Raw genomic sequence first — 6264 nt, 5'->3', positions numbered from 1 at the left:
GAAGTCGTTGAGCAGTGGTGGGATGACGCGACGGATCGCCTGCGGCACGAGCACCGTCCGCAGCGTCTGCGTGTAGCTCAGACCGAGCGACCGCGCCGCGGCGCTCTGGCTGGGGTGGATGGATGCCAGCCCGGAACGGTAGACCTCGGCTACGTAGGCCGAGTAGGTCATCGACAGGGCGAGGATGCCGAGCCAGACCGGATTCCAGCTGGCCGTCGAGTGGAAGGCCAACGGCACGCCAAACACGATCAGCAGGATGGTGACGATCGCCGGTATCGCCCGGAAGATGTCGCAGTAGGCGACCGCGATCATGCGCAGCGGCGCCCCGGCCCGTCCCGGCAGCATTCGCATGATCGCGAGCAGCAGGCCAAAGATCAGCACGGCTACCTGGGCCACCACGGCCGCCCAGACGTTCGTCCAGAAGGCCCGGATCGACTCGGGGAAGGACGCCCGCCAGGCATGGGCGTTGAAGAAGGTCTGAACGACGCCCCCGGAGTTCGCGAACGCCATCAACAGCAGCCCGGCCACGATCACCGCCGCGGCCGCGTACCCCATCGCAATGAACGCCTCTTCGCGGCCGGCGGCCGACGCCCGCCGAGCCGGCACCAACTGCTCCTCGCGCAGTAGGGTGGCCCGCTTCCGGGCGGCGGCGAAGGACAGCAGGCTGGGCCACAGGGGATACACCGAGGCCAGCACGAACACCACGCCGACGATCGTCGACGCGGCGTTGTCCTTGTTGTAGTCGCGCAGGCGAGTCAGAACCACCACCATGAGCGCGACGCCCACCGTGGTGAGGAGCAGCCCAACGACGGCGACGCCGATGACCGGCCGGGGCCGGGTCGGCGGCGGCGCCGTCTGGAGATCCGAGCTGACGAGCTCCGAGGCGGTCATCGCCCGCGTTACTTGATGGTCCAGACCGGCACCGACGACGGGTCGCCGCCGAAGGCCGGCCCCAGGTAGTCCTTGGACAGCTGGTCGGTCGTCCCGTCCTTGAGCATGGTCTGAATGCCCTGGTTGAAGGCCTTCTTGGCCGAGCCCTTGGGGTAGATCGCGCCGTACTTCTCACCGGTCTTGTACTGCCCCACCACATCGAGCTTGCCGGTCGCCTTGGCCTCGGCGAGCACGATCGCGGTGTCGAGGAAGTCGGCGTCGACCTGACCGGACAGCAGGCCTTGATACAGCGTCTGCGAGTTCGGATAGATCCTTACGTGGCACTTCAGCTTGTCCTGGATGAAGGGGACGGAGGTCGTGCCGGTGTAGGCGGCGCAGGTCTTGGACTTGATGTTGTCCTCCGTGACACCGCTGTTCTTGCGGACCAGCACCCCGATGTTCGAGTCGAAGTACGGGATGGAGAAGTCGACGACCTTGGCCCGCTCGGCGGTGATCGAGATCTCGGCCAGCGCGATGTCGTACGTGTTCGTGCGGCCAGCGACGAGTTGGTCGAACGAGACGTTCTTGACGGTGACCGACTTCAAGCCGGCGCGATGGGCGAGGTCGGCCGCCATGCAGTACTCGTAACCGCTCTTGATCGAGCCGGGCGTGGTGCCGTTCCACCAACCCTGGGCCGGCAACGTCGTCTCGACCGTCAACGTCCCGGCCGTGACGGGCTTGATCGAGATGCTGTTCTTCTTGCCCGTGACCTTGCACTTGCCGAAGCCGCCGGAACCCGAACCCGACCCACCCGACGATCCGCAGGCCGCCAGCGCGAGCACCAAGCCGCTTGCGGCGAGTGCGGCAAATGATCTCTTGACCTTCATGGCGGACCCCAATGTGTCGGCGACGGGGATCGATCGATCAATCTCCAGGGCCAGGCTGCTGCGCGGCGCGAGCCGAGTCAAGGACCGTGGACCAGCCACGCCGTTGCGCGTCTGTCGGCTACCGTCGACGGCGATGAGCGGGATCAGCATGGAGATGGTCGCCGGGCGGATGCTTCCGGCCGCCGCCTACACCTCGGCCGATGTGCTGGGGTGGGAGTTGCGCAACCTGTTCGCGGGTACGTGGACTTGTCTCGGCCGGCTCGACGAACTCCTTCCCTGGGACGACAACGGGCGTCCAGTGACTCAGCGGGCCGTGCGCGTCGGCCACGTCGGCGGCTTGCTGGTGCGCCACGACACGCAGGTGCGGATGTTCGCGAACACCTGCCGGCACCGCGGTCACGAGCTGCTGCCGGAGGACGCCACCTCGCCGCGTCGAAGCATCGTCTGCCCGTACCACGGCTGGGCCTACGACCTGGGCGGGTCGCTGATTGCGGCCAAGGGTTTCCTGGACCGATCCGGACCATCGTCCGGATCCGAGTTCGACGCCGGTTCGCACGGGTTGGCCGAACTACCGGCCCGCGTCTGGGAGGGATTCGTGTTCGGGCACGGTGTGCACCGGAGCCACGACCCGGCCGTCCCGGATTTCGAGGCGCACCTCGGTGACCTGGCGGGCATCCTCGCGCCCTACTCGATCGGGAGCCTGGTGCTGGCCGACCGGCACGCGTACGAAGTCGCGGCGAACTGGAAGGTGATCGCCGAGAACTACCACGAGTGCTATCACTGCCCCCAGATCCACCCCGAGCTGTGTCAGGTGAGCCCGCCCGACTCGGGACACAACTACGACCGGCCGGGGTCGTGGATCGGCGGCGCGATGACGCTGCGCGAGGGCATGGCGACCATGTCGCTCACCGGGGAACGGGTTTCGGCACCGCTGCCGGGCGCACCATCGGACCGGGTCGAATACGTCCACCTTCTGCCCAACGTGCTGCTGTCGGCGCACCCGGACTACGTGATGGTGCATCGCCTCGTGCCGCTTGCACCGGACCGGACCTGGGTCGAATGCTCGTGGCTCGTCCTGCCTGGCTCGCCCGGAGCGCCGGGCGCGGTCGAGTTCTGGGACATCACGAACCGGCAGGACTGGGCGGCGTGCGAGTCGGTGCAGCGCGGGCTCTCCAGCCCACACTTCGCTCCCGGACCGTTCGCACCGAACGAGGACGCTGTTGCGCAGCTCGTAGCGGTGATCGGTGACGCCTACCGGGCCGGAGGGATCGCGACCATCCGCCCGGCGCCGGCGTCCTGAACTGCCCACGGGTGACAAGCGTGCTCCAACGCGAGAGTCCCGACGTCGTCTAGTCGAAGAGGTCGCGCCGGCTCGAGGTTCGGCCGCACCGTCTAACGACAGATGATTCGGCAGCCGCCGATTACGATGACGGGGTGACTACACGGTCCGGCGACTAGGCGGTCGACCTTTCGATGCTCTTCAATCAGGCCGGGTACGCCCTCAACAGCATGCTCACGGGCGCGTTGAGCGAGGTGGGAATCTCGGTCAAGGTGTACTGCGTCCTGAAGAAGGCGATCGATGGCGACTACACGCAGTCTCAGCTCAGTGAGCTGGCGTGGATGGACAAGAGCACGATCGTGAACGTCCTGGACGAGATGGAGCGCGACGGGCTGGCGGTGCGCCGCTTCTCCCCCACGGATCGACGGGTGCGCCTCGTTTCGGTGACCGCGAAAGGCCGGGCCCGGCTCGCCCGAGCGGAGGTCGTAGTGGAGGCGACGTACGAGAAGGTGCTGGGTGCCCTGCCCGCCTCGCAGCGCAGCGTGTTCGTCGCTGCTCTCGCCCGCTTGGTCGAGGGCCCCCTCGCTAGCCCGTTTCACATGGAGGAGCAGCTCCGGCGGCCCGCCCGCCGGCCTCGCTAGTCGTCTTATAAGAGATCGTCTACTGATAGACGTTCTGCTACTGTCCGAACATGGACTCTTCTTCACGTATCTCGGGCCGGCGTCTCCTCGCGCTTGTGGTGCTGTGCGGCGCCGCCATGATGACCGTCCTCGACGAGACCGTCGTCAATGTCGCCCTCCCCTCCATCCAGCGCGACCTCGGGTTCAGCGCCGACGATCTGTCTTGGGTGGTGAACGCCTACCTCGTCGCGTTCGGGAGCCTGCTTCTGCTGGCGGGCGGTGTCGGCGATTTGATCGGACGGCGACGCGTGCTGCTCGGCGGACTCGCACTGTTCACCGCCGCCTCGCTCGCCTGCGGTCTGGCCCCCGACGCGGCGGGTCTCGTCGCGGCCCGGTTCGCTCAGGGTTCGGGCGCGGCGCTCGCCAGCTCCGTGGCCCTGGGCATGGTCGTGTCACTGTTCGAGGAGGAGGCCGTCCGCTCCCGCGCCATAGGCATCTATTCCTTCATGATGTCGGCCGGGGGGATCGTCACCGACCTCGCCGGTTGGCGCTGGGCGTTCTTCCTGAACGTGCCGATCGGTATCGCCATGCTCGCGATCGGCGTGCGGGTTCTAGACGTTGAGCCCCGTCGGCCGACCGCCGCGCGGCCCGACGTGCCGAGCGCAGCGATGCTCGTGCTGGGCATGGCGGCGACCATCCTCGCCGTCGTCGATCCACACCGTCGATTCGTGGCAGTAGTCGCCGTGGCCGCGCTCGCCGGCTTCGCACGGCGACAAACCCGCACCGCGAATCCGCTGGTGCCGGTCACCGTCCTGCGCTCACGCACGGTCGTCACCGCCAATGTGGTCCTCGCGCTGTTGGCCGGCGCGATGCTCGGCTTCCAATTCCTGGTGACGCAGTACTTCCAGCGTTCGCTGCAGTACACCCCGGCCGAGGCTGGCATCGCGATCCTGCCGATCGCCGGAGGCATCGCACTGTTCTCCCTCGTCGGCTACCCCCGCCTGGCGCGTCGCTTCAGCCCAAACACGATCACCGTCCCGGGCCTCTTGCTCGCCGCGGCCGGGATGGCACTCATGGTCGCGGCGCCCACGGACGGGCAGTACGCAGGCGACGTGCTGCCGAGCATGCTGTTGTTCGCGATCGGCGGTGGACTCGCCATTCCGGCGATCTTCGCTGCCGCGATGTCGGCGACCGCGCCCGATGCGGCCGGGACGTCCTCGGGGCTGTTGAGCACCTCCAACCAGGTCGGCGCCGCGCTCGGCATCGCCGCCCTCTCGGCGGTCGCCGTCGCCTTCACCACCCGGTCCGGCGCATCCCACGCCGTCCTCCCCATCGCCGGCTACCACGCAGCCTGGGCCGTCGGCGCAGCGACGCTCGCGCTCTCCGCCGCCGTGGCCGCCGTGGGGCTGCGACCTGCGCGGCGGGCACAGGAGAGCCGATCAGAACTAGGCACGGTGCCTGCTGGAGCGAACGTCCGTACCTGTGACTAGCGAGAATGACGGCCGTATTGCGTCGTGATCTTCTTTGGAGTCCTATTGGCCCGTGGATGCCGATTCTCGCGACCTTGGCTCATCATTCGGTTCAGCGGCCACCGCGTACGCCGAGCATCGTCCCGACTACCCGGTACCGGCGATCGAGTGGGCGCTGGCGCCGGCGGCCGGTCGACGAGTGCTGGATCTCGGCGCCGGCACCGGGAAACTGACCCGCACCTTGGTCGAACTCGGCTACGAGGTCGTCGCGGTCGAGCCAGACCCCGCCATGCTCGCCGAACTGAGAAGGACGGCTCCAACCGTCGCCGCGCCCCCTGGGAGCGCGGAAGCCATCCCGTTGCCCGACGGATCGGTCGACGCCGTGTTAGCCGGCAATGCCATGCACTGGTTCGAGATGAACGCCGCATCCCCAGAGATCGCGCGGGTGCTAGTCGCCGGAGGAGTCGTCGCCGGACTGTGGAACCTCATGGACGACCGGGTCGACTGGGTGGCGCAGCTATCCCGGGTCGGCGGCGCCGAAGCCATCGGCCCGCGGGACACACCTGACAGTTGGCGGGTCGAGGCGGCACGGCTGGAGCGCAGCATGAACGAGACGGGTGCGCGCTTCGCCGCCGCGGAGCAAGCCCTATTCCCGCACGGACAGCGCCGAACCGTCGATTCGCTCGTCGCAACGTTCTCGACCAAGGCGGGCATCCTCGTGATGACGCAAGCGGAACGCGACGAACGCCTTGCTGCGATCCGCACATTCCTCGACGGCCGCGCTGAGACGAACCGCGGCGAGTTCACCCTGCCGATGATGACGGGCGTCCTCCGCACCCGGGCGGCGTGACCAGTCGAGGTCGATCGTCCGGGCAGTCGTTCGCCCGCCAACGATCGGCTCGAGCGGCACGGTGCGCGGTGGCTCGCATAGCCGCGCCCTTTGCCACGATGTTGGGCGCGAGGCCGTTGCACCCGCGAGAGTCTTGCCGCGGCGCCTAGTGTCTTGAGCCAGCCGAGCAAGGAAGGGTCCACCGTTGTGGTCCAAGTGGGTGTCGAGCATCTTGGCCCTCGCCAGCGTGACGGCGTGCGCCAGCGACACCGAGCGCGCTGGAACTCCGCCGTCCAACGCAGTGTCTCGG

At 68.1% G+C, this 6264-nt stretch carries 6 protein-coding genes; 4 read left to right on the top strand and 2 right to left on the bottom strand.

Annotation, left to right across the window (positions count from 1 at the left end; genetic code table 11):
• Together JF597_RS51620 and JF597_RS51615 are read right to left on the bottom strand one after the other, a co-directional pair.
• Positions 1–891 (bottom strand): ABC transporter permease subunit (locus JF597_RS51620; RefSeq protein ID WP_294013592.1); only part of this gene is annotated, 891 nt, incomplete at its 3' end.
• An 8-nt stretch (positions 892–899) separates the two neighbouring features.
• Positions 900–1589 (bottom strand): ABC transporter substrate-binding protein, encoded by a 690-nt coding sequence (locus JF597_RS51615; RefSeq protein WP_294013589.1) that lies wholly within the window; start codon positions 1587–1589, stop codon positions 900–902.
• A gap of 10 nt (positions 1590–1599) precedes the next feature.
• On the opposite strand from JF597_RS51615, the gene JF597_RS51610 reads away from it, so the two are divergent.
• From JF597_RS51610 to JF597_RS51595, 4 genes are all read left to right on the top strand, one after another.
• Positions 1600–3057 carry an SRPBCC family protein gene (locus tag JF597_RS51610; protein ID WP_294013586.1) on the top strand — a complete coding sequence of 486 codons (1458 nt, stop codon included), beginning with the start codon at positions 1600–1602 and terminating at the stop codon, positions 3055–3057.
• 173 nt (positions 3058–3230) lie between these two features.
• A complete protein-coding gene (locus JF597_RS51605) occupies positions 3231–3677 on the top strand; it encodes a MarR family winged helix-turn-helix transcriptional regulator (RefSeq protein WP_294013584.1) in 447 nt (148 codons plus the stop codon).
• A gap of 50 nt (positions 3678–3727) precedes the next feature.
• The gene (locus tag JF597_RS51600; RefSeq protein WP_294013582.1) at positions 3728–5146 is read left to right on the top strand and encodes an MFS transporter; all 1419 of its coding nucleotides are present in this window, start codon (positions 3728–3730) and stop codon (positions 5144–5146) included.
• A gap of 52 nt (positions 5147–5198) precedes the next feature.
• Positions 5199–5975, top strand: a complete 777-nt coding sequence (locus JF597_RS51595) for a class I SAM-dependent methyltransferase (protein ID WP_294013580.1) — start codon at positions 5199–5201, stop codon at positions 5973–5975.
• Positions 5976–6264 lie beyond the last annotated feature (289 nt).

The sequence above is a fragment of the Streptomyces sp. genome, assembly GCF_019510245.1.
Classification (GTDB): domain Bacteria; phylum Actinomycetota; class Actinomycetes; order Streptomycetales; family Streptomycetaceae; genus Streptomyces.
Note: the sequence above shows the minus strand (reverse complement) of the source record. Positions and strands in the feature narration are given on the sequence as shown.

Coding starts and splice junctions, on each gene's coding strand:
- JF597_RS51605 (WP_294013584.1), top strand. CDS start 3,231: ATGCTCTTCAATCAGGCCGGGTACGCCCTCAACAGCATGCTCACGGGC.
- JF597_RS51600 (WP_294013582.1), top strand. CDS start 3,728: ATGGACTCTTCTTCACGTATCTCGGGCCGGCGTCTCCTCGCGCTTGTG.